A 19838-nucleotide genomic window follows, 5' to 3' on the forward strand; every position below is an offset into this window, starting at 1 on the left:
CAGTTTTTAAAGCCGCTCGTCCACTCTTGGACAGGTGCAACGATGGCTCCAAAGCTGGGAGGAAGCATCTGATGCCGCTGCGCTCTTTCATCCATGACTTGATCCTGCAGCTGCGGGCGGCGTTGAAGTGGCTGGTGATCATCCTGCCGATGGCGACGGTTGTAGGCTCAGCGTGTGCACTTTTTTTATGGAGTCTTGATCGCGCCACGGAAACTCGTTTTGAGCATCCCTGGCTGCTGTTTCTGCTGCCGGTGGCCGGGGTGGCTGTGGGTTTTTTATATCATTGGTTAGGCAAGTCTGCCGAGGGAGGAAACAACCTCATCATGGAGGAGATCCACCAGCCGGGCGGTGGCGTGCCCTTGCGTATGGCACCCCTGATCCTGGTGGCGACGGTCATCACTCATCTGTTCGGCGGCTCCGCAGGGCGGGAGGGCACGGCGGTGCAGATGGGCGGCAGCATTGCGGGTAGTTTTGGCAGGCTCTTCCGGCTGGACAGGGCAGGGGTGCGCATTCTGCTGATGGCGGGGATTGCGGCTGGTTTCGGGGCTGTGTTTGGTACACCCCTGGCGGGTGCAGTCTTCGCACTGGAGGTGCTCACCATCGGCCAGATGCGTTACGAATCCCTGCTGGCCTGCCTGCTGGCTGCAGTGGTGGGGGACTGGAGCTGCCAGACATGGGGCATCGCGCATACGCCTTATTCAGTGGCATACATGAGCGCGGAGATGGTGCCCACGCACCACTTTCACCTGGAGGCATTGCTGCTGGTGAAGGTGGCACTGGCGGCCGTCGCATTCGGATTCGCCAGTGCCTTATTTGCGGAGGTTTCGCACTCTCTCTCCGCTGTCTTTAAAAGAGTGTGTCCGTATGCACCGCTGCGGCCTGCCTTGGGCGGAGTCATCGTGGTGGGGCTGGTCTATGTGCTGGGCACCACTCAATACCTGGGGTTGGGCGTTACCTCGCCAGATCCGCAGCATGTAACGATTGTCTCGCTTTTTAGCAGTCAGGAAACCTATGCCTGGGTCTGGCTTTGGAAGCTGGTTTTCACTGCAGTCACTTTGAGTGCGGGCTTCAAAGGCGGGGAAGTGACTCCGCTTTTTTTCATCGGCGCGGCTTTGGGGAATGCGCTCGCGGGAGTCCTGGGCGCTCCGCTGGACCTCTTTGCAGCCCTGGGTTTTGTCGCTATTTTCGCTGGAGCTACCAATACGCCGCTGGCCTGCACCCTCATGGGCATCGAGCTTTTTGGTGCAGCGAATGGCGTGTACTTCGCCGTGGCCTGCTTCCTGGCATACATGTGCAGCGGGCATTCCAGTATCTACCTGGCCCAGCGTGTGGGGGTGCCCAAGAGCGGACACATCTCCCTGCCGCCCCATGTTTCGCTCAAGCACTTGAGGGAGACGAATGGCAGCCTTTTGGAAAGACTGTCTCGCCAGATTCTGATTCGCTCACATAAATCTGTGGTTCATCCTGTTGAAAAAATGGATGAGGAAGGGGCACAACCCGAGCAGAAGAATGATCCCCCAGCACCAAAGGCATGACAAATTGGCGGGATACATGAACAAAATCCAACTTTGAACTTCCCTCCGGCGTGCATCTCCATGAAGAATGGCGCGTTTTACTGCGTTCTTTTGCACCGCTTTTGCGAAAAATTCGTCATTCTCCTGTTTTTGCCACATGTCCTCCCACTCTGCTCCCTCTTCCACTGGTCGTAACATGGCTCTGATCGCCGCCTTTTTAGGCTGGATGTTTGATGGATTTGAGATGGGGCTGTTCCCATTGATCGGCAAACCGGCATTGCAGGACCTTCTGGCTTCGACCGTTGCCCCTGAGGCGATGACCGCCTACCTGGATCGCTGGTTCAGCGTCATCATCGCTACCTTCCTGGTCGGCGCGGCTACGGGGGGCGTGTTCTTTGGCTGGCTGGGGGACCGCATTGGCCGGGTAAAGGCAATGTCCTTTTCCATTTTCACGTATGCTATTTTCACAGGCCTGTGCGGCTTTGCGACGGAAGCATGGCACGTGGCCATCCTGCGCTTCATCGCCTCCCTGGGCATGGGCGGGGAGTGGGCACTGGGTGTGGCGCTGGTGAATGAACTCTGGACCAAAGGCAACCGCGCCCTGGTGGCCGGGGCCATCGGCGCTGCGGCCAACATCGGCTACCTGCTCGTGGCTGCGCTGAGCCTGGGCATGAATACCTTCATTGACACCATGCGCCGCTGGACCTTGGCCCTGGGCGGCAGCGAGCAACTGGCTGGTTACCTCCTGGACAACCAGGCCTGGCGTTTCCTGATGATCATCGGCGCACTGCCCGCTGCGATCATTTTCCTCATCCGAATCTTTGTGCCCGAATCTGACAAGTGGGAGGATGAAAAAGCTGCCGGCAAGACATCTTATTGGAGTACGCCGGATCTCAAAGGCGTGCTCATCGGTGCCATCGTGGCGCTCGGTATTATTTGGTCCTGGTCACCCATGGGCATTGATGCTGGCGTCACATCCGTCATGGCCGTGGTCATCACTGTTGTCGGCTTTTGTGTGGTGGTCTGGGGGTACCTGCTGCCGGTGCGCCGTTACCTCCAGCGTGCCCAGGAGGCCAGCAGCATCACTCGTGAGAGCCAGTTGACCATTCGCAAAAATCTCCTCATTGGTGCCACTCTGGCGGGCATCGCCCTGCTGGGAACCTGGGGCGCGGCTCAACAGTCAGCCAAGTGGTCCACCTCCGCCGAACTGGATGCCAATGGCTGGACAAACGTGGCCCAATACACCCAGATCGCCACCTCCGTAGGAGCTTGTATTTTTGCCATGTTTGCCCCGTTCCTGGCCAACATGCTGAACCGTCGTGTCACTTACTTGGTCATGTGCATTTCCGCACTGGGTGCCGCTCTCCTGTTTTATCAGACGAACACAGTCATCAATACCTGGTTCTTCACCACTGCCTTTCTCATGGGCGGCGTCACAGCTAGTTTTTATGGCTTCTTCCCGCTCTATCTACCGGAGCTTTTCCCCACCAGCGTCCGCGCTACGGGCCAGGGTTTCTGTTTCAATGTGGGACGCATCATCGCCGCCATCGGCGGTCTTCAGATTGCCAATCTCGTGCATGCCTTCGGCACCTCATCCAATGCCTATTCCGCCCTTTGCATGGTGTACATCATTGGCATGGTGCTGGTCTGGATTGCTCCTGAAACCAAGGGCAAGGCGCTGGCCTGATGCGGCACGCCGGATTGCACTGGCAGAGTTGATATGGCGCGGCCAAAGTGCCCGCCTCACCTGTTATTTTCCGTGGCTTCTTTTTTCTCTTACGACCAGCTTCAGCATTGGGCCGATGTGGCCTCGGCTTTGGATGTCCCCGCACGCCTTGCCGTGATTGGTGATCCCATCGGTCACTCGAAGTCGCCTCAGATGCACAATCCCGCGCTGAGGGCCTGCGGGATGGATGCGCAGTATGTGCGCATCCAGGTGCCAGTAGGTCATGTGAAGGAAGCTTTCGGATTGTTTGTCAAAAATGGATTCGTCGGCGTCAACATCACCATCCCGCATAAGTTTGAAGCATTGGACGCCGTCGATGTGGTGGACCCTCTGGCCCGCCGTCTGGGTGCGGTCAATACTCTTGCCATTCGCGACGGGAAAATGCATGGCTTCAATACCGATGGTCCTGGTTTCCTGAGCAGCGTGAAGGAAGCATTCAATGCGGATGTAAAGGACCTGCGTATTCTTATCCTTGGCGCTGGCGGCGGTGCTGGACGTGCCGTGGCAGTGCAGAGTGTACTCGCTGGTTGCCGTCATCTTCTTTTGGCTACACGCACTGAATCCAAGCTCGTTCCGCTGATGCAGGAACTGGCGACGATCCCTGATTCAACCACGCAATTGAGCGTGTGCACTTTAGACCACGATGATCTAGCCCGGCAGTTACAGAATGTGGACTTGATCGTCAATGCCACGTCGCTGGGGATGAAAGCGGAAGATGAGTTGCTGCTGCCTACCAGCTGCCTGGAGGCTCGCCACTTTGTCTATGACATGGTTTATCGCGCCAGCGGCCCGACGGAACTCATCCAGGCTGCGACGGCAGCCGGGGCGCGTCATGCGGATGGGATGAGCCTGCTGCTTCATCAAGGAGCGATCTCTTTTGAGCACTGGTTCCCGGGCGTCACCGCTCCGCTGGAGGCCATGCGCGCAGGATTGGCAGCAGCTTCGGTCTGAATTAGCTCGACCAGGGAACGTCACACGTGACGAGTTCGCGAATTCAGCTATCATGTCTGCTTGCGAGCTAAAGCTCTGGAGTACTTTCGCTGCGGCGCGGCGTCGAGTTATCCTCGGATCGGCACCACTTTCCGGTTCAGGTCATGGCTTGCATGGATGTGCCGCACCGTCCCGCTACGCGAGCGCATCAGGATGCTATGAGTTTCGATCCGATGGCCGATGATTTTCACGCCTGGAAGCAGCGGGCTGTCACTGATGCCAGTGGCACAAAACAGGGCGCTTTCCCCCATGATGAGATCATCACTGCGGAATACCTGGTTCATTTCCGCCTCACTCGTGGTTGCCGCCACTTCGGCTCGGTGCTCTTCATTGTGGAACCACATGCGCACATCCATGTCTCCTCCCAGGCACTTCAGCGCCGCGGCGGCCAGCACAGCCTCAGGGCTGCCGCCCATGCCCACGTAAAGATCCACGCCACTTTCTGGCAGGGAAGGGGCCACCGCAGCGGTGATGTCCCCATCGGTGATCATTCGTAGCGCGGCACCACAGGAGCGCACTTCCTCAATGATCCCGGCATGGCGCGGACGGTCCATGGTGACGACGACCACATCGCGGGCGTTTTTACCCAGGGCCTCGGCGACGAAAGCGATGACTTCTTTTAGCGGCATGTCCAGGAAACAGCGATCCCCTTTTTTCTGAAGGGCCATTTTCACTGCGGGACCATAGGCCAGCTTATGGCTGTAAAAGCTGGGGATGTGTTTCATGGAACTCGGTGCGCCGTCTGGCTTCTGAGCAGCGGCGATGACAGAGATGCTGTTAGGCGTACCCTTGGCGATGTTCGTCGTGCCATCAATGGGATCCAGCGCGATGTCAAAGCGAGGGCTGCCCGTCTTCCAGGTGCCCAGATGCTCGCCCACAAAAATGCCGGGAGCATTGTCCTTGATGCCTTCGCCGATGATCACCTCGCCCCGGATGTCCAGGAGATCGAAGACTCCGTAAATGGCGCTGCAGGCCGCAGCGTCAGCCAGCTCCTTTTCTCCACGGCCTAACCAATGAATGGATTGTAAAGCGGCATTTTCCGTGGCGCGCACGAATTCAAATTCGAGCACGCGCTCAAGGTCCAGGGGGCTGCGCAAAGGTGGAAGGTCGGAGGATGACATGGTTAGTGTTCTGGATACTAGGCACAATCGTGAGCCAATGCCAAGAAGAGATGACGAAGGATCAAAAGACCGCAAAAATTGATATAACAAAAAGCCGCACTCATTTCCGAGTGCGGCTTTGAGAAGGCTTTCGCCTAACAGGAAGTGTTTTAAGCTTTCGTGAACAAACTTATGGTTTGGCGGCTGCCACATCTACGCTTGGAGCGGCATCCACAGCACTCTTGTTTGCAGACATGGAAAACTCAGAACCTGGATCACGCGTGATGGGCCAGTAAGCCTCCATATTGAGGAGGTCTGGAGGAGTGAGTGTGAGGACTTCATCTCCGGTCTTGGCAAGAGCCTGATAGGCCAGAGGCACCACTGTGACGCAGATGCGATCTTCATCCATGCGCTGCACATGCAGAGTGGAGGCGTAGCTGCGCTTTTGGAGATTGAAGGTGTCGCCTGTGGCAAAAGGAGCCGTTTCCTTGGTCAGGCCGGGCATCACAAGTTCCACATCCACATCTTCCAGTTCGCTGGAACGTGCCCGCACAATCCAGCCGCTGGTGAACACATCACTTGCAGCCAGAGGGCGCACATTGAGCACACGGAAGTTGCCCAAAAGATAGACGGGCTGCTCATGCTGATAATTTTTTAAATAAGAGCGTTTGAACAGGTCATTGCGGACGCTGAGTTGCTCGTAGTTATAGGGATAAAACTCAGCAAGGATATCGCGCGGGCCAAATGACTTACCGTTTGGAGCCGTGTAGATGGTATATGGGCGGATCGGCGTAAGTTTTTTAAATTTTGCCAGCATCTTATAGTGGAATGGCTTTTCCGGGTGGGAAAAGATCATGATGCTAAAAAACCAACAAAAAGTAGCAACCCCCATAAGGAGTGTAATGAGTATAGCCCACCAGAAGATGCCGCCGCCCTCTTTCTTCTGGGAAAGACTTCCTCCACCGTAGGACCGGTATTCGCTGCCGTCGCTCAAGAATCGGACTTGCATATCAAATGTGAGAAAATTGTTAAAAACTGTAAAAGATATCTCCTGAAATTTTACTGGTTCAAATCAAAAAGAAAAGCAGTTTTTTGTGAATAAGCTGAAATTTTGTTCCTCAGGCTTAAATCTTTGGTTCAAAAGACGTTCCACAGCCACAACTGCGGGTGGCATTTGGGTTAATAACACGGAATCCTGAATCATTCAAAGCATCAATATAATCAATTGTGCTTCCATCGAGAAAAGACAGGCTTTCGCTGTCCACAATGAGGGTGACACCGCCGTCACTAAAAAGGTGGTCAGTCGGGTCAGGTTGAGCAATGCGCATGGCATATTGCAAGCCAGCGCAGCCGCCTTTTTCTACGCCGATGCGCAAGCCGCTGCCGGCGAGCGCTTGCTGGGCTTCAAGCATTTGAGAGAGTTCCGTAATGGCACTCGGAGTAAGCTGGATCATATCAAAAAGGAAAAGAGTTGGTGAAATCAGAAAACCAGGGTTCGCATTCTAATTGCGAAGATGTCACATGATGGGTTTACGTGCGTTCGTCCCGCACTATTTGCAGAGTTATGTCAAAAATTCGCATTCTTTCCGATTCACTCGCCAGCCAGGTGGCAGCGGGTGAAGTCGTGGAGCGGCCTGCGGCGGTCATCCGTGAGCTGGTTGAAAACAGCCTGGATGCCGGTGCGAAGCACGTCACCGTGGAGGTGCAGCGCGGCGGAACGGCTCTCATCCGCATCACCGATGACGGCTGTGGGATGGATCGTGAAGACGCGATGCTCTGCATGGAGCGCCATGCCACTAGCAAGATCCGGACCAAAGAAGATCTCGCAGCGATAAGAACTTTCGGTTTTCGTGGGGAAGCACTCCCCAGCATCGCCAGCGTCTCCCGCTTCCGCCTGGCCACACGGGAGCGCGATGCCCTCAGCGGCACGGAGATTGAGATCATGGGGGGCAAGCTCAGCGCGGTAAAAGACCATGGAGGTAACCACGGCACCGTCATCGAAGTGCGGTCCCTGTTTTTTAATGTGCCTGCCAGGCGCAAGTTTCTGCGCACGGAGGCCACCGAGTATTCACATATCGAGCAGCAGTTTCGCATGCACGCCATTGCCAATGCGCAGACGGCTTTCACACTCATCCGGGACGGGGCCGTCATGTTTCATCTGCCTGCGACGACAGACATGCTCGAGCGTATCCGCGGCTTGGTGGGGGAGGAACTGGTGTCGCGCCTGATCCGGGTGCCCGAGGTTGCTCATCTGGGCATCGATGTTTCCGGGTATATCGGCGGACCTGGGCTCAGCCGGTCCAACAGGCAGCAGCAGATCACCTTTCTGAATGGTCGCCCCATCGAAAGCGCATCCATCAATTACGGTCTCAAGGAGGGCTTTCACAATGCCCTGATGAAGGGCCAGTATCCGGTCACCTTTCTCTTCCTGGAGATGGAGGCGCAGGCCTTTGACATCAACGTCCATCCTGCAAAAAAAGAGGTGCGTTTTCATGATGGCTTCGCTGTGCGTGAGGCCGTGGCGCGTGCTGTCAAACACGCCCTTGAGACCGGCAGCAAACTGCCCACTGGACACGTGCCGCGCGGCCCTGTGATCCTGCCCACGACGACGCAAGCAGAATTGGTTATACCCGGATCCCCGTCCGTGAGCCGACCATTCCTGCCGGAGCGGAATGTGGAGCCGCAAAAAATCGGCCCCTCCCTTTCGCCACTGCCTGAAAGAGTGGAGGCTCGACGGCTGCCTGTGCCAGTGGGTGAGCGCCTAGCAACAGAATCTGTGAGAGCTGATGAGGCCCCGCCGCCGATGCCGGAGACAGTGGAAGAGCCACCTTTGAAAAAAGCCATGCCGCATTTTCGCATCATCGGTGTGCTGCATAAACTCTATGTACTGATGGAAAGCACCGAGGGCCTAGTACTGATGGATCAGCATGCGGCGCATGAGCGGGTGAACTTTGAAAAAATGCGCAAAGCCATGGAGCAGGGTGGTGTGCCCTCCCAGCGGCTGCTGATGCCGCTGACACTACAGACCAGCCCCCGCGATGCGGATGTGCTGATGCGCAATCTCGAAGCCCTGGCCCGGCTGGGCATTGAGGCTGAACCCTTCGGTCCAAACACCTTCAAGGTTGAAGCACTGCCCACCTTCTTAAAGACGGATGATCCTTTAGCCTGGCTTGATCAGGTTATCGAAGAACTCCAAAGCCTGAGCTCCAAAAGCTCCGCCCTGCGTCTTGGAGAGGACATGATTGCAACAACGGTCTGCCGCCATTCAGTGAAGGCAAACGACCGTCTTTCCATGCCAGAAATCCAGGCCCTATTAGAGGACCTCTTCGCCTGTGAAATGCCTTACTGCTGCCCGCATGGCCGACCGACCCTGATCCAGATGTCCATCAATGAGCTGGAGCGCAAGTTCGGCCGGCAGGCACCGTGAAACATCACACCACGATCGCCCAGATGACCTTCAGATAGCGGCTTTCTGGGCAGTTCGACATCACCGGGTGGTCCATGCCAGGGCCGGTGCGGTCCAGGATCTGCAGCTTGCGGCCATAACGATGGGCCACACCGATGACCAGCTCCTCGAACTCCTCTGTGCTGAGCAGGCCCGAGCAGGAGCAGCTCACAAAGAGGCCGCCGCGTTTCACAAGCTGGATGGCCAGGCTGTTGAGATCGCGATATTTGAAAATGCCTTCTTCTTGTGTATCGCGGTGATGAATCAGTTTCGGCGGATCCAGGACCACCGTATCCCACAGCTCGCCGTTTTTGATCATCTGGCGTGACCAGCCAAAGGCATCGCCCTGGGTCCAGTTCAGCTTGGTCTGGTTCAGGTTCGCATTCAGCTTCGCCTGCGCGATGGCTTTTTCATCCAGGTCCACACCGGTCACATCATCGCATTTGCCGATGATCTTCGCCGCCAGGGCAAAGCCGCCGGTATAGCTGCACAGGTCCAGCACGCGGCCACGGGCCATCTGTCCAAATTTCAGCCGGTTGTCGCGCTGGTCACAGAAGAAACCGGTCTTGTGCCCGTCTTCAAAGTTGACCAGATAGCGCACGCCATTCTCGCGGATGCGCACCACTGGCGGTGCAGGATCGTCCACCTCAGGCACGTCGCTGATGCGCATGCTCTCGATTAGGGAAATGTCCGGATCCGTCTGGATGACGTGGTGGACTGTGCCTAACTCTTTGTGCAACAAGGGAAGCCAGCGGCGAATGCGGCGCCAAACGCCCAGCGTGGTGACGAGGATGGAAAGCGTGTCATCGTAGCGGTCCACGATGAGTCCGCTGATGCCGTCTGCATCGGAATGGATCACCCGGTAGGCATCCGTATGCGCATCCAGCTTCAGTGTTTCCTTGCGCAGCCGCACCGCCTGGATCAGACGTGCATCCAGATCAGCCTCGCCAAAGGGTGTGATGCCATGGTGGATGACGCGCAGCGGCACGCGGGCTTTGGGATTCAGAAGCCCGGCGCCAAAGGGATGGCCTTCCTTGTCATAGACATTCACCAGATCACCCGCAGCTGCATCGCTGGAGATCGCCCCGACCATGTTTGGGAAGATGGCAGGATGATATGAATAGTACTTCATCTGCGCCCACGGACGCACCCAGTTCTCACTGCCAGGCGGTGGCGGCTTCGGGGCATTGGAAGGGTAACGGGAAGGGTAGGGACGGGGCATGGGCAGGACGGATCGGCTGGAACCGGCACCTTTGGCACAGGATTTGGAAATTTCACTTCTCAATGCACAGAATCCGCCGTCAATTTGTCTCATCATGCCTGAAGTCGAGCTCAAGACCCTGCATTTGACCGAGCCATTTCGCATCGCCCACGGTTCCAGCTCCACCCGTCAGGTGGTGCGAGTGCATGGAAATGGCGCGATTGGAGAGGCCCCGTTTGTGCCCTATTATGGTGAAAGCCCAGAGGCGACTGTGACCTGGTTAAACGGCACTCACGACCAGCCTGGAACCCGCTCTGGCAGCCTCGCACTGGATCTCTGGCATCTGGACCAGACCCGCGTACCGATGTGGCAAAGCGTGGAGAAGATCCTCGGCCCAGGCAAACCCTGGGAGCAGATTTATGCCTGTCGTTCACTCGGTATTCCCACGGACCTCGCCGCCTTTGCCGAACGGGTGCGCGAAACGGCCCGGCAGTTTCGCGTGCTGAAGTTGAAGCTCGGCAGCGGAGATCTGGATCACGATACCGCCATCGTTGTCACCGCCCGTGACGCCGCTCCTCACGCCACCCTTTTTGCCGATGTGAACGGCGGCTGGTCCGTGGATCAGACCGTGCAGATGCTGGGTCGCCTGAGCCCTCATGGCCTTGTTCTCCTTGAGCAGCCCGTTCATCATCACCTGGGCATTGAGGCCTGGGTTGAACTGAAAGCGAAAGCGCCCGCACACAGCCTGCCCCTGTATGCCGATGAAAGTGCGCAAAACGCAGCGGACGTATCGCTACTGGCTGGCCTCGTCCAGGGCGTGAATGTGAAGCTGCTGAAGTGCGGCCATTTCGGTGGCGGGATCGAGATGATCGCCACCGCCCGCCAGCACGGACTCGGCGTCATCCTCGGCTGCATGATTGAAAGCAGCCTCGGCACCACCGCCGCCGCGCATCTGGCCCCATGGGCGGATTATGTGGACCTAGATGGCCACCTGTATCTGGCGGATGACGATTATACGGGCATCACCTTTGATGGAGAAGGCCGCGTTGTCATGCCGCAGGGATGTGGTATCGGAGCACGTCCGCGAACGTAATCTTTCATCATGATCGAAGAACTCACTGCCCGTGCCCAGCACCACCTGCCGGAGGCTCTGCACTGGCTGCGGCGCATGGTGGAGATCAACAGCTTCACCACCAACATCGCCGGAATTGAAACCGTCGGGCGTGTCACGGCAGACTGCTTTGCCAGTCTGGGATTCACCGCGGAGCACGTACCCGCGACGAATCTTGAGCACGGCCCGCACTTGTTTTTGAGTCGGCCCGGCAGCGATCCCCTGGCGCAACCCATCGTGCTTGTCACCCACCTGGACACCGTTTTTCCGCCGGAGGAGGAGTTGCAAAACAATTTTACTTGGCAGGAGGAAGATAGTCGCATTTACGGACCCGGCACCGTCGATAATAAAGGCGGCACCGCTATGATCTGGCTCATACTGCGCACCATGCAGGAGGTGCTGCCAGACCTTTTTGAGAAGACTCACTGGCTCATCGCGGCGAACTCAGCGGAGGAGGTTATCGGCTCAGATTTCGCTCAGCGCACCGCTGACCGTTGCCCGCAGGGAGCGCGATGCGTTCTTGTTTTTGAAGGTGGCCCCAAAGATGAGGCAGGTTATCACATCGTCACCTCGCGCAAAGGTCGGCTGGAATATCGCATCACCTGCAATGGCCGCGGGGCCCATGCTGGGAGCAATCACGCCGTCGGCATCAATGCCGTTGTCGAACTGGCGCGCGTGCTTCCGCGCATCCATGCCCTCACGGACCCCGCTCGCAACCTAACCATCAATGTGGCGAGCATTCATGGTGGCACCGTCCTCAATCGTGTGCCGCATCAAGCCGTGACGGAGCTGGAGATGCGCGCCTTTGAGCCCCAGGTGCTGGAAGAGGCCGCACAGGCATTGGCCGCGCTGGCGGGCCGCACCGAGGCTGGGGCGGAAATCATCGTTGAATGCATGGGCACCACCGCCGCCTGGCCAGGTGGCACCACTACAGATGCCCTTTTCGCCGCTTGGGAAAAAGCCGGGGCTGCTATGGGCCTGTCCGTCCACCCCATGGCCCGGGGCGGCCTCAGCGATGCCAATTACCTCTGTACCCTGGCTCCCACGCTGGATGCCATGGGGCCGGGTGGTGGCAATGCCCATTGCTCAGAAAGATCCGCCGATGGCAGCAAGCTGCCAGAGTTCGTGGATGTGGATTCCTTTGTGCCCAAGGTCGTGATGAACGTCCTGGCACTCGCGGAACTGGGGTGAGGCGGCTCCCGCTTCACCCCCACGCCGCACTCGATTAGCGCTTCTTCTTATCCTTCGGCTGCTTGCCGCGCACGCTCATGCGGAAGGGCACGCCGGGGGCTGGCCACTCCTTGCGGATCACGCTTTCCAGGAAGCGGAGGTAACCGTCCGTCATCTTCGCCGCACGGTTGGCAAACATGACAAAATGCGGCACGGGGATGGACACGTCTTCCGTCTCATTCACCTGCGTCACATACAGCAGCTTGAAGGTCTGTGGGCTGCGTCCCAGCGGCCCTGGGGTGTTTTCAATTGTCTCATGCATCAAGCGGTTCAGCACCCCGGTGCCGATGCGGCCCTGAGCACCCTTGCGCACCTTCTCGATCTGCACAAACAGCTTGCCCACGTTCTCATTGTTCTTCGCGGAGGTGGCCACCAGCGGTGCATAGCTCAGGAAGAAAAACTCCCGCCGCATCGTCTCTGCGAGCTCCTCCAGCCGGTCCTTCTGCTGCGCGTGCGGATGGAACAGGTCAAACTTGTTCATCACCAGGATGCACGGTTTGCGCTCTTCCACGATCATCTGGGCGATCTTTCGGTCCTGCATTTTGGCACCAGTCGCGCAGTCAATCACTAGCAGGCAAAGGTCCGCCCGTTTGATCGCCGCGTAGCTGCGCTGAATGCTGAAAATTTCCACCGCATCTTCCACCTTTGCCTGCTTGCGAATGCCTGCCGTATCGATAAGCTGATAATGCTTGCCGTTATACGTACAATGCACGTCCAGACTGTCGCGGGTCGTCCCAGGAATGTCACTGACGATCGCGCGCTCCTGGCCGAAGACCGCATTCACCAGGGATGACTTGCCCGCATTCGGACGGCCCACGATGGCCAGTTTCAGCGGCCGGGCGGAAAGCCGTTCATCACGTGCCTCCTCGGTCTCCTCTTCCGTCAGTTCCAGCTTGTCCACGATGGAATCCACCAAGTCATCAATGCCGTAGCCATGCACCGCACTCACTTCCGCCGCATTGCCAAAACCGATCTTCGAGAACTCACCCGAGCCCAGCCGACGCTTGTCCGAGTCTGACTTGTTCGCCACCAGGATGACGTGCTTGTTTGTCTTGCGCAGCATCTGCGCCAGGGACTGGTCGATGGGCGTGATGCCCGCCGTCACATCCACCACAAACAGCAGCAGATCCGCCACATCCAGGGCGATTGCGGCCTCCACCTGCACCTGCTCCGTCAGGATGTCCTCCGTATTCGCGCCGATGCCCCCCGTATCCATGATGTTAAACACCTGCGGCCCCCGGCGGCACTCCGCCGTGATGCGGTCCCGCGTCACGCCTGCAAGGTCGTGCACGATGGAAATGTTCATGCCCGCGAGGCGGTTGAAGAGAGCGGACTTGCCCACATTGGGGCGGCCTACGATGGCGACTGTTTTACGCATGATATAGATGTTTCTGAAAAGGGGGGCTCAGACCTGATTGCCCGAGTGCTGCTGCACCTGGCGCACTCCGGCAGCCAGATTGAGAAAGCCGGAAACGGCAGTGAAAGCACCGGCCACCGCCGTCGGCCAGATGAGGTAAGGAATGTCCAGCATCAGCCAAAGGACTGCGGCGAACTGGGCAAAAGTCGCCACCTTGCCCGTCCAGTGCGGCTTGATGACACACTTGCCCGTCAGGTAATCGATCAAAAATGCCCCGCCGATGCTCGCCAGGTCTCGAAAAATCACCAGCGTGGGAAACCAGAGCGGGAAATGCTGCCTCCACCCCGTGAAGCTCAGTGTGATGATGCCGGAAAGCAGCAGCAGCTTGTCTGCTAGCGGATCCAGGATCGCGCCCAGGCGGCTGCGCTGGTTAAAATTCCGCGCCACATAGCCATCCAGTGCATCACTTAGCGCTGCGACGGCAAAAACCGCGATGGTCCACCACCGCAGCGTCTCATTGGCCTGCCCCGCCGCCACACTCTCCCCATAATACACCGCCAGCCCGATGAAAACCGGGATGAGCAGGATACGAAAAATCGTGATTTGAGTGGCGAACGTCACGGCGAACCTTCCCTTTAACCCCTCCTGGCAGGATTGCAATGATGCGTTCGAGATGACGGTTTGTTAGCTTTGGGGCAGGCAGGCACGTTTCCAACCCAAAAAAAAGGGAGATCCGGCCTCGTTCTCTTCGGCCGTAGGTCTGGTTGACCGGGAGAGAAGACCGGCCACCTTTATTAATGTCATCTGAATCTCTCGTACAATTAGCCCGCAAGATCGCCACGGAAGCCCATGCCGGGCAGTTTCGCCGCTGCGGGATTGTGCCTTATATCGTCCATCCTGAAATGGTGGCAGGAAGGGTCGGGGATGATTTGGATGCGCAGGTAGTCGCCTGGCTTCATGATGTGATTGAGGATTCGAGCCAAACGCCCCAGTCCCTCATCGATGCGGGGATTCCCGCACATTTGGTGGAGACTGTTGTGTTGATGACCAAGACGCAGGATACCGATTACGAAGCCTATTTGGAAAAGATCGCAGGCTCAGCGCTAGCGACCAAAGTGAAGATCGCGGACATGCTTTCGAACCTTTCAGACAGTCCCAGTCCAAAGCAAATCCAGAAGTATGCCAAAGGCCTGCTTAGGCTGGCGCGCTAAATTCGGAAACAGGCCCATCAGAGAGCCTTCTTCCGCGCAGTGATTCTGGGGTCGGCTACTCCTTGTTCAGGATCGCGGCGACCTTCTCCTTCAGCAGGGCACGCGACTCTGATCCGCCTGCTTCCTGGGCGGCTTTGCAGAGGGCCATCCCGATTTCATGAAATGATTTTTCCGGAAAGTCCTTCTGCATGGACTCCACGAAATACTGAACCTCGTGAGGTTGCTCCAGGGATACGCGGTCACGGTCGGCAGCTGTCGTTTTAGTCGGGTCGTCGCTCATGCAGTGAATTCGCTCAAGGTTTGATCATTGGATGTCCGTTAAGTTCGTTCAGACTGCACTTGGCGATCCATCATCATTCCCCTTTAGCCGATTTTGCACCTCGATATCCTCATAGATTGGGCAGTGGCCCGTCCAGGCACGGGCGATCAAGGCAGCGCCCATCAAAAGCAGCGGCATTTTCACAAAACCATGCTTTCGGAACCCGGCTTTTAAAATGCCGATTCCTGATAACACCGACACTGCTCGCTCGAAGTCGGGCACATTTTTTCGCAGGCTGCCATGGAGTGCTTCGATGGCTGGGATGTTTTCAAAAGGGTGATAGGTGAGGGACATAAATAGTGGGTTGGTTGATTGGATTCGCACGGATGCTATCAATCACGGGGAATCATTTTTTCGATCTGCCGCATTCACTCCATCTGGCTGATTGCGCCCCACCAACGGGTCTGCTAGCCTCCGCCACTCATGCCTCCTGTCCGCAAAGCTGTCATTCCTGCCGCCGGTTACGGCACCCGTTTCCTTCCCATCTCCAAAGCCATCCCGAAGGAGATGCTGCCGCTGGTGGATAAGCCGGTCATTCAGTATGTGGTGGAGGAAGCCGTCGCCTCCGGCATCACGGATATCCTCATGGTCATCAGCCGCAGTAAAAGGGCCATCGAGGAGCATTTCCACCCGGCCTTTGACCTTGAGGCCGAGCTAGAATCCAAAGGCCGCCACGAAGACCTGGACGCCCTGCGCCGCCTGCAATCCATGGCCCGCATCCACTTCATCTGGCAGCCAAAAATGGGTGGCCTGGGCGATGCGATCCTCTATGCCCGCGACCATGTGGGCGACGAGCCTTTCGCTGTCCTTCTGGGGGATACTGTGGTGACCACCACGGATGAATCCAGGCCTGTCACCCGGCAGCTTGCCGATGTAGTCGAGAAGCACGGCGGCTCTGCAGTGGCCCTGCAAGAAGTGCCTTTGGAAAAAGTCAGCCGCTACGGCATCCTCGGTGGTGATGAGGTCTCCCCCGGCCTCATCCGTGCCAACCAGTTTATCGAGAAACCTAAGCCTGAGGAAACCCCCAGCCGCCTCGCCGTCAGCGCCCGTTATGTTCTTTCACCCCGCATCTTTGCCCACCTGGAAAAGACACCGAAAGGGAAGGGGGGCGAACTCCAACTCACCGATGCCATGGCCTCCCTCATGAAGGAGGAAGCCCTTTACGGCCTACGCTACGAAGGTCAGCGCCACGACATCGGCAACAAGCTCGATTTCATCAAAGCCAACCTCCACTTCGGTCTTCAGCGGCCGGACATTGGCGAGGCATTGAAGGAGTATATCCAGAGCCTGAAGTGAGGCAGGGCACGACGCAAGGAGCGCGAGTATGTTGAACGAAGCGAGACTACTCTCCTATGGGGTGACGCAGCGTCACGGCGGGCGGAAATCTGCATCTCCTCCCACCCCTCTAAGGCCTCCGATGGCTGAAAATCCAGGCGAGTAAAATACTCGCGCTCCATGGACAGACCCCCAAGCCAGACCTCAAAACCTACTTCTTCAGCCCCACCACGATCAGATTCAGCCGCCGGATAAACGTCCAGATTGCCCCCACAAAAATCACCACCAGCGCCGCATAGATGGCCACCGGCTCACGCCCCGCCAGGCTTTCACCGAGAGCAACCAGCGCTCCGAGCGTCAGCACCGCCATGCGATGTTGCTTGGCCATCGGTCCCATGAAGCTTTGCTGGCCGGTCAGCGTTCCCTGTAGCAGCCGCACATAGGCTGTCGCCATGGCCAGCACCGCGCAGGACCAGCCCAGCGGCAGCATGTCAAAAAGCTTGATCACTCCTGGATCAATGCGCGTGCTATACCCCGCACCCACCAGGATGAGCACATCCGCCACCCGGTCCGGCACTTCGTTAAAAATCGGTCCGGTGGCTGAGGCCTTGCCGCCTTCCACGGCCACCATGCCATCCATTAGATTGCACAAAAGCCGGAACTGGATGCCCGCTGCGGCGCCGAACCACATCAGCGCCGTCCCCAGCGTCGTCGTCTGGTCCGGCACCAGGAGAAAGCACGTCATCGACCCTGCGGCAAAGGCGATGCTCAGCACCGAAATCGCATTGGGTGAAAGGTTGGACGCGATCAACCAGCGGGCGAGCAAGCGTGCCCAGCCCGTGTTGCGGGATTTTAATTCGCGGCGGGGTCCATGATCAGAGGAAGTGGCCATGGCGCGGATGTATCACAGGCTGACGCAATCTGCTAGACCTTCTGCGTGAGTTCCGGTTAGACTCGGCGGATGGTGACGCAGTCACGAACCAAATCCCAGTTTGAGCGCATTGAAATGCCCGCAGATTCTTCCTTTGCCTGGAAGGACATGACTGGTGTGCATTTCACGGCCCCGTTTCATCACCATCCGGAGATTGAGCTGACCCTCATCACCGAGGGTTACGGGCAGCGGTTAGTCGGAGATACTGTGGAGCCCTTTCATTCGGGGGATGTCGTCCTTCTCGGCCCGCATTTGCCTCATGTCTGGTTCAGTGATGCCCGCTGCACCGTCTCCTCCGCCATTGTCATGCAGTTTCATCCGGAGACCTTTGGCGGCGGCATCCTGAAGGCACAGGAGATGGAAAGCATCCGCACCCTTCTGCTCCTGGCCGCGCGTGGCGTCGTCATCCAGGGGGAAACCGCGCAGGAAATGCAGCGCCGTCTTTCTGGTCTCGCCACGCTCACTCCGGTGCAGCGCCTCACCTTGCTGGTGGAGTTGCTGGAAAAGGTGGCTTTGACTGCTGACCACCGCTGCCTGGAGGCCAAGGCCCCGGAGGAAACCGTTTCACCCGTGGACCGGAAGCGGCTGGATGAGGTGCTACGTTACATCCACGCCAATCATCAACGCGCCCTTCCCCTGCCGGAAGTCGCCCGCGTTGCTGGTCTCGGCCCGGAATCCTTCAGCCGCTTTTTTCGTCGCGTTACCGGCCATACTTACATTGAGACATTGATCCAGATCCGCCTCGCCAGTGCGCTCGCCCTCCTCGGCGAAAGCACCGATACCATCGCCGCCGTCGCTTATGCCTGCGGCTTTGAAGACCTCTCCAACTTCAACCGCCAGTTCCGCCGCTCTTACGGTATCACCCCCAGCGAGGCCCGCCGCCGAGCACAGCCGGAGTAGTGAGGCTGTAGGTCATAGGGAAGGGGATCTGCCATAAGTCCTGTCCCCCATCTTTCCCGAAATGTGGGCACCGTTGCATCGTTCGTGATGAGCACACCGCCTGCCTCTTCACAGCCATGAAACATTTTCTCCTCGCCCTGTCCTGCCTGTGCCTTTTTACTTCCGCAGCGCGCGCTATCCCTGAGCCGCCGAACCTCATCCTCATCCTCGCCGATGACCTCGGCTGGGCGGACCTCGCCTGTTATGGCAATACCTTCAACGAGACGCCTCATCTGGACCGCCTCGCGCGGGAAGGCATGCGCTTTACCCAGTTCTATGCCGGCCCGGTCTGCTCCCCCACCCGGAGCAATCTCCAGAGCGGCCAGGACCAGGCCCGCTTTGGTATCACCCAGCACATCCCTGGTCACAAACGTCCCTTTGCCAAGCTCACCGATCCCGCCGTGCCGCATCAGCTTCCACTGGAGGTAGAGACCTACGCGGAACGTCTCCGCACTTCTGGTTATGCCGCAGGTTACTTTGGCAAGTGGCATCTGGGTGGCCCTGGCTTCGGACCTCAGGACCAAGGCTGGGAAACCGCCCTCGAAGCCAAAGGTCACACACAATCAAGCGAGATCTCCGGCACCGGCAAAGATCAGCGCACCACGGATTATCTGGCGGACAAAGCCATCGCATTCATCAGCCAGCACAAGGACCACCCCTTTGTCCTGCAAGTCTCCCACATCGCCGTCCACATCCCGCTATCCACCACCCCGGAACTGGAGAAAAAATACCAGGCTAAAAAGCCCATGCCCGGTTATCCCAGCAACCCGCAGTATGCAGGCCTGCTGGAGGAGCTGGACCAAAGCGTGGGCCGCATCGTCCAAGCGGTGGACCAGGCCGGTCTCGCGGAAAAAACACTCATCCTTTTTCTCTCCGACAATGGCGGCATTGAGCACATGCAAAACGGAGGCATCGTCACCTCCAACAAGCCACTGCGCGGAGAGAAAGGCACTCTGTATGAAGGCGGCATTCGCGTCCCCGCCATTGCCCGCTGGACCGGTCGCATACCCTCTGGCAGCGAGTGCACTACCCCTGCCATCACCACCGATGTCTATCCCACCTTTACCGAACTCGGCGGAGCCATTGCCTCCTCCCCACAGCCCCAGGATGGCGTCAGCCTCGCCGCCCTGCTGCGGAATCCCTCCGCCAAGATCGCCCGCGATAACCTCTACTGGCACCTCCCGCATTATCACCACAGCACCCCCGCCAGCGCCATCCGCCAGGGCAATTTAAAGCTCATCGAATTTTATGAAACCGACACCGTTGAGCTATACGACCTGAAAGCAGACCTCGGAGAGACTACGGACCTCGCTCAAACCCAGCCCGCCAAAGCCGCCAGCATGCGCTCAGCCCTGGCCGAATGGCGGCTCAAAGTGAATGCCCGCATGCCCGTGCCCAATCCCGACTACAACCCCGCCCGCGCCGACGAACTCGCCGGAAAAAAGAAAGGCGGAAAGAACGCAGACGCCGCTGAATAACTCGCCCCATC

The 19838-nt window shown here is 58.0% G+C and carries 19 protein-coding genes; 10 read left to right on the plus strand and 9 right to left on the minus strand.

All coding sequences use genetic code 11. The features are described from left to right. Positions 1–71: 71 nt before the first annotated feature. The 3 genes from EI77_RS06180 to aroE all read left to right on the plus strand — a co-directional run bounded on the left by EI77_RS06180 (position 72) and on the right by aroE (position 4191). A complete protein-coding gene (locus EI77_RS06180) occupies positions 72–1535 on the plus strand; it encodes a voltage-gated chloride channel family protein (RefSeq protein ID WP_133793921.1) in 1464 nt (487 codons plus the stop codon). 136 nt (positions 1536–1671) lie between these two features. Continuing rightward, positions 1672–3201, plus strand: coding sequence for an MFS transporter (locus tag EI77_RS06185; RefSeq protein WP_243838698.1), 1530 nt, complete (start codon positions 1672–1674; stop codon positions 3199–3201). A 72-nt stretch (positions 3202–3273) separates the two neighbouring features. After that, positions 3274–4191, plus strand: coding sequence for a shikimate dehydrogenase (gene aroE, locus EI77_RS06190; protein WP_166647073.1), 918 nt, complete (start codon positions 3274–3276; stop codon positions 4189–4191). A 107-nt stretch (positions 4192–4298) separates the two neighbouring features. Here the strand turns inward: aroE and glpX are convergent, their stop codons facing one another. From glpX to EI77_RS06205, 3 genes are all read right to left on the minus strand, one after another. Further along, the gene (gene glpX / locus EI77_RS06195; protein WP_133793923.1) at positions 4299–5351 is read right to left on the minus strand and encodes a class II fructose-bisphosphatase; all 1053 of its coding nucleotides are present in this window, start codon (positions 5349–5351) and stop codon (positions 4299–4301) included. Between the two features lie 169 nt (positions 5352–5520). Next, complete coding sequence (locus tag EI77_RS06200; RefSeq protein ID WP_133793924.1) at positions 5521–6186, minus strand: hypothetical protein; 666 nt, start codon at positions 6184–6186, stop codon at positions 5521–5523. Positions 6187–6454: 268 nt separating this feature from the next. Continuing rightward, positions 6455–6784 carry a HesB/IscA family protein gene (locus EI77_RS06205; RefSeq protein ID WP_133793925.1) on the minus strand — a complete coding sequence of 110 codons (330 nt, stop codon included), beginning with the start codon at positions 6782–6784 and terminating at the stop codon, positions 6455–6457. A 110-nt stretch (positions 6785–6894) separates the two neighbouring features. Here EI77_RS06205 and mutL point away from each other — a divergent pair, with 110 nt between their 5' ends. After that, on the plus strand, positions 6895–8757 hold the full coding sequence (gene mutL / locus EI77_RS06210; protein WP_133793926.1) for a DNA mismatch repair endonuclease MutL: 1863 nt from the start codon (positions 6895–6897) through the stop codon (positions 8755–8757). Positions 8758–8761: 4 nt separating this feature from the next. Here mutL and EI77_RS06215 read toward each other — a convergent pair whose 3' ends face one another. Continuing rightward, on the minus strand, positions 8762–9997 hold the full coding sequence (locus EI77_RS06215) for a class I SAM-dependent rRNA methyltransferase (protein WP_133793927.1): 1236 nt from the start codon (positions 9995–9997) through the stop codon (positions 8762–8764). 94 nt (positions 9998–10091) lie between these two features. On the opposite strand from EI77_RS06215, the gene EI77_RS06220 reads away from it, so the two are divergent. Both EI77_RS06220 and EI77_RS06225 read left to right on the plus strand, forming a co-directional pair. Next, the gene (locus EI77_RS06220) at positions 10092–11069 is read left to right on the plus strand and encodes an enolase C-terminal domain-like protein (protein WP_166647074.1); all 978 of its coding nucleotides are present in this window, start codon (positions 10092–10094) and stop codon (positions 11067–11069) included. Between the two features lie 9 nt (positions 11070–11078). Then, positions 11079–12278 carry a M20/M25/M40 family metallo-hydrolase gene (locus EI77_RS06225; protein WP_133793929.1) on the plus strand — a complete coding sequence of 400 codons (1200 nt, stop codon included), beginning with the start codon at positions 11079–11081 and terminating at the stop codon, positions 12276–12278. Between the two features lie 34 nt (positions 12279–12312). Here EI77_RS06225 and der read toward each other — a convergent pair whose 3' ends face one another. Both der and EI77_RS06235 read right to left on the minus strand, forming a co-directional pair. Beyond that, positions 12313–13695, minus strand: a complete 1383-nt coding sequence (gene der, locus EI77_RS06230) for a ribosome biogenesis GTPase Der (protein ID WP_133793930.1) — start codon at positions 13693–13695, stop codon at positions 12313–12315. Between the two features lie 27 nt (positions 13696–13722). Beyond that, entirely contained in the window at positions 13723–14295 is a 573-nt protein-coding gene (locus tag EI77_RS06235) for a CDP-alcohol phosphatidyltransferase family protein (protein ID WP_166647075.1), read from the minus strand. A 176-nt stretch (positions 14296–14471) separates the two neighbouring features. Between EI77_RS06235 and EI77_RS06240 the strand changes: the two genes are divergently transcribed. After that, a complete protein-coding gene (locus tag EI77_RS06240; RefSeq protein ID WP_133793932.1) occupies positions 14472–14885 on the plus strand; it encodes a GTP pyrophosphokinase in 414 nt (137 codons plus the stop codon). A gap of 55 nt (positions 14886–14940) precedes the next feature. Here the strand turns inward: EI77_RS06240 and EI77_RS06245 are convergent, their stop codons facing one another. Next, the gene (locus tag EI77_RS06245; RefSeq protein WP_133793933.1) at positions 14941–15165 is read right to left on the minus strand and encodes a hypothetical protein; all 225 of its coding nucleotides are present in this window, start codon (positions 15163–15165) and stop codon (positions 14941–14943) included. A gap of 48 nt (positions 15166–15213) precedes the next feature. Then, positions 15214–15498, minus strand: coding sequence for a YgaP family membrane protein (locus EI77_RS06250; RefSeq protein WP_133793934.1), 285 nt, complete (start codon positions 15496–15498; stop codon positions 15214–15216). A 129-nt stretch (positions 15499–15627) separates the two neighbouring features. Between EI77_RS06250 and galU the strand changes: the two genes are divergently transcribed. Then, entirely contained in the window at positions 15628–16500 is an 873-nt protein-coding gene (galU, locus tag EI77_RS06255; protein WP_133793935.1) for a UTP--glucose-1-phosphate uridylyltransferase GalU, read from the plus strand. 190 nt (positions 16501–16690) lie between these two features. On the opposite strand, the gene EI77_RS06260 is transcribed toward galU, so the two are convergent. Beyond that, positions 16691–17371, minus strand: a complete 681-nt coding sequence (locus tag EI77_RS06260; RefSeq protein WP_133793936.1) for a CDP-alcohol phosphatidyltransferase family protein — start codon at positions 17369–17371, stop codon at positions 16691–16693. A gap of 114 nt (positions 17372–17485) precedes the next feature. On the opposite strand from EI77_RS06260, the gene EI77_RS06265 reads away from it, so the two are divergent. Both EI77_RS06265 and EI77_RS06270 read left to right on the plus strand, forming a co-directional pair. After that, complete coding sequence (locus tag EI77_RS06265) at positions 17486–18310, plus strand: helix-turn-helix domain-containing protein (RefSeq protein ID WP_166647076.1); 825 nt, start codon at positions 17486–17488, stop codon at positions 18308–18310. Between the two features lie 116 nt (positions 18311–18426). Continuing rightward, positions 18427–19827, plus strand: a complete 1401-nt coding sequence (locus EI77_RS06270; protein WP_133793938.1) for a sulfatase — start codon at positions 18427–18429, stop codon at positions 19825–19827. Positions 19828–19838: the final 11 nt, after the last annotated feature.

Origin of the sequence: Prosthecobacter fusiformis, from assembly GCF_004364345.1 — a bacterium.
GTDB lineage: Bacteria > Verrucomicrobiota > Verrucomicrobiia > Verrucomicrobiales > Verrucomicrobiaceae > Prosthecobacter > Prosthecobacter fusiformis.